We start from the raw sequence: 2952 nt of genomic DNA, 5'->3' as shown, positions 1-2952 counted from the left end.
AGGTCAACGAAGCAGCTCAAGCCCTAAACTTATCCACAGCCGACCCCTTCAAAGTCGGCTTCCACCCCTGGCTCAATATTCGGTCGGCGCGGTGGCTCAGATTTGGATCGGCGCCGACAGCGCCTCAGAGATGCGTGGCCACACATGACCACTTCGCTTCATCGCCTGGAAACTCACCAGCAGGATGTGCAGCGGCACCTCCAGCTGCTCCGCGCTGACGCCCATGCGCGGCAGCACGAGGATGGCCGCCAGCAGGTTGGGCTGCTGGGCGAAGACCTCATCGGCCAGCTGGACCTTCTGGGCTTGGCTCATGCCTTCGACATCCAAGACCGCTCGGCCCAGCACCGCCAGCGTGATGCGTCCCATCGTCGTCTTGTCCGCGGTCCTCAGGCCTGCCAGCGATGCGGCAGCAGCTCGTCAATCCGATGGCTGGGATGCGAGTGGATGCGCGCCAGCACGTCGCGCAGGTAGGCCCAGGGGTCCAGGCCGTTCATCTTGGCCGACTGCACGAGGCTCATCACCACGGCTGCCCGGTGCCCGGCCAACTCGCTGCCCACGAACAACCAGTTCTTCGCGCCCAGCTTCCAGGGCTTGATCTGCCGCTCGATGAGGTTGTTGTCGATGGCCACCGCGCCGTCCAGCAGGTGCAGCGTGAGCGAGTCCCAGGCGTTCAGGCTGTAGTCGATCGCCTCGGCGATCTTGCTGCCATCGAGCACCTGCCGGCGCTCAAGCCGCAGCCACACCTCGAACTCGTCCCACAGGGGCTGGCTCAGCCGCTGCCGGGCCTCGCGGCGTTGCGTGTCGTCCATGTCGACATAGGTGCCTTCCGCACGGTAGATGCGCGCCCAGCGTTGAACGGCATCCAGGGCCACGCTGCTGGCACTGCTGCCGCCACGGCTGAGTTCCTCGAAGCGCCTTCGTGCATGCGCGGCGCACGCCGCGGCCTTGCGCTGCGGGTGGACCTGGGCGTCGAGCACGGCGTTGTAGGCCGCGTACTGGTCGGTGAGCAAGACGCCGCTCCAAGCCGGCTGCGGGCACGGCCCCGCCTTGCCCCCAAGGAAGGCCACCGGGTACTGCGCCCCTCGGCCCAGGCAGAACTGGTAGATCACGCCTGGGTTCGGGTCATGGTGGCTGCGCGCCCAGGCCCAGATGTAGGCCCGCTTCGTCTTGCCCGCGCCGGGGTCCAGCAGCGGGATCGGCGTCTCGTCGGCGTGCAGCACGCGAGAGCCCAGGATGAAATGCCGCAGCGCTTCGTAGAGGGGCTCCAGCTTCGCGCCCCCGGCACCGCCCCAGGTGGCCAGCGTGGCGCGCGGTGTGTGCACGCCGGAGCGGGCGTTGATGGGCTCTTGCCGGTAGTACGGCAGGTGATCGACGAAGCGACTGATCAGGGTGTAGGCCACCAGGCCGCTGGCGGGGATGCCGCCATCGACCACATCCGGCTCGGCGGGTTCTTGACGCAGAACTTCACAGCACCGGCAGGCCCATTTGCCGTAGATGTGGCGGTGCACGAAGAATTCGGCCGGCACGATGTCCAGCTTCTCGCTGACGTCCTCGCCGATGCGCTGCATGGGCTGGCCGCAGCCCGGCGTGGCGCAGTGGGTGTCGGCGGGCTCGTGGCGGTGTTCGACGCGGCGCAGGTGCGCAGGCAATGCCTGGCGGCGCGGCTTGGCGCGCGGCGCCTTGTGGGTCTTGGGGGCTTCGGGTAGGTTGGCCTGCAGCTCTGCAAGTTGCGCCTGCAGGCTGGCCTCGTCCTCGACCAGGGTCTCGGCGAACAGCGCGCGCTGCTCGGCTGTCATTGCCTCGGTCTTGGCGCCGAACTTCCAGCGCTTGAGGCGCGCCAGCTCAAAGTTGAGCTTGTCCAGCTTCGCATCGCGCCAGGCGATCTCGCGCGCCTGGGACTGGACCTGCTGCTGTAGCTGCGCGATCAGCGTGGCCGCCTCGGCAGGCCAGGTCGTGGGGTCAAGGGAGGCGGTGCTGCCGAGCATGGGCGGCATGGTGCCGTGCCCTGCATCGACACGCCATCGGCACTTGCGCTGTCAACGGCTCAGCAGCGGCGAATGGTGTTGAACTCGCTCAGGCGCTGCCAGGGCAGGCCCAGCTGCAGGGCATCGAACTGCTGGCTGCTCAGCTGCAAGGCCGGCGCAGCCGCACCTGACTGGCAGGTGGGCGGCACATGCCAGACGAAGCGTCCGGCATGCAGCCTGCGGGTGGCGCACCACACGCCAAAGCCATCGTGCACGAGCAGCTTGATGCGGCTGGCACGCGCGTTGGCGAACAGGTAGCCGTGGTGCGCACGGGCCTCGCCCAGTAGGTTGACGACCACAGCCAGCAGCCGGTCGGCGCCTGCGCGCATGTCCTGGGGTTGGGTGCACAGCCATAGGGCGTCGATGCGGATCACCGCAGCAGCTCGCGCAGCCAGGCGCTCATCTCGGCGGCAGCTGACAACGGCCAGTCGATGCGCACGGACAGCGGGCCGCGACGCAGTTCGATCTCAACGCGCTGAGCCGCCGTCGGTACTGGTGTCGCAGGAGGTTCGATCCTCACCGGCACGAAGGCCGGCACAGGAAGAGCGGGCTGCCCGCCGTCGCGAGCGAGCTTGCGCCAGCCGTGCACGATGTTGGCGTTGATGCCGTGCGCCATGGCGATCTTGGCGACCGAGGCGCCAGGCGCTGCGCATGGCGCAAGGATCTGCGCCTTGAGCGCCGGGCTGTGGTTACGCCGAATCCGCTTCTTGTCCGTAGCCATCGTGTCCACGATGAGTTGATCGTGGACAGCATCGTTTGCGAGTCAGGCCAGGAGTTCAAGGTGGGATGCCCAGACGCTCACAGTTCGCCCCGCACACGCAAGAGGGCTACATCCGCGCCGTGCGCAAGCTCTCTGCGTTCCTGGGCCGCTCGCCCCACACCGCGACCGCTGAGGACCTGCGCCGCTTCCAACTGCACCTGGTGGACA

General features: G+C 67.9%; 5 protein-coding genes. 1 reads left to right on the top strand and 4 read right to left on the bottom strand.

What is annotated here, in order from left to right; all coding sequences use genetic code 11:
* Positions 1-96 precede the first annotated feature (96 nt).
* Genes ACE3QP_RS21615 through ACE3QP_RS21600 form a run of 4 tightly spaced genes read right to left on the bottom strand, consistent with a single transcriptional unit; the run spans position 97 to position 2745 of the window.
* The gene (locus tag ACE3QP_RS21615; RefSeq protein ID WP_374439125.1) at positions 97-366 is read right to left on the bottom strand and encodes a hypothetical protein; all 270 of its coding nucleotides are present in this window, start codon (positions 364-366) and stop codon (positions 97-99) included.
* A gap of 20 nt (positions 367-386) precedes the next feature.
* Positions 387-1994 (bottom strand): IS66 family transposase, encoded by a 1608-nt coding sequence (locus tag ACE3QP_RS21610; RefSeq protein ID WP_374439123.1) that lies wholly within the window; start codon positions 1992-1994, stop codon positions 387-389.
* A 50-nt stretch (positions 1995-2044) separates the two neighbouring features.
* Positions 2045-2398 carry an IS66 family insertion sequence element accessory protein TnpB gene (gene tnpB, locus ACE3QP_RS21605; RefSeq protein ID WP_374439121.1) on the bottom strand — a complete coding sequence of 118 codons (354 nt, stop codon included), beginning with the start codon at positions 2396-2398 and terminating at the stop codon, positions 2045-2047.
* Positions 2395-2745 carry a transposase gene (locus tag ACE3QP_RS21600; RefSeq protein ID WP_374439119.1) on the bottom strand — a complete coding sequence of 117 codons (351 nt, stop codon included), beginning with the start codon at positions 2743-2745 and terminating at the stop codon, positions 2395-2397. Before ACE3QP_RS21600 ends, tnpB begins: the two co-directional genes overlap by 4 nt.
* 65 nt (positions 2746-2810) lie before the next feature.
* Between ACE3QP_RS21600 and ACE3QP_RS21595 the strand changes: the two genes are divergently transcribed.
* Positions 2811-2952, top strand: a 142-nt coding sequence (locus ACE3QP_RS21595; RefSeq protein WP_374439127.1) for a phage integrase N-terminal SAM-like domain-containing protein, incomplete at its 3' end; no start/stop codon positions are given.

Source organism: Inhella sp. (assembly GCF_041912635.1).
In the GTDB taxonomy this organism is placed as follows: Bacteria; Pseudomonadota; Gammaproteobacteria; order Burkholderiales; family Burkholderiaceae_C; genus Inhella.
The sequence above is the reverse complement of the archived record's forward strand: the minus strand, read 5'-3'. Positions and strand labels throughout refer to the sequence as shown.

Coding starts and splice junctions, on each gene's coding strand:
- ACE3QP_RS21615 (WP_374439125.1), bottom strand. CDS start 366: ATGGGACGCATCACGCTGGCGGTGCTGGGCCGAGCGGTCTTGGATGTC.
- ACE3QP_RS21610 (WP_374439123.1), bottom strand. CDS start 1,994: ATGCCGCCCATGCTCGGCAGCACCGCCTCCCTTGACCCCACGACCTGG.
- ACE3QP_RS21600 (WP_374439119.1), bottom strand. CDS start 2,745: ATGGCTACGGACAAGAAGCGGATTCGGCGTAACCACAGCCCGGCGCTC.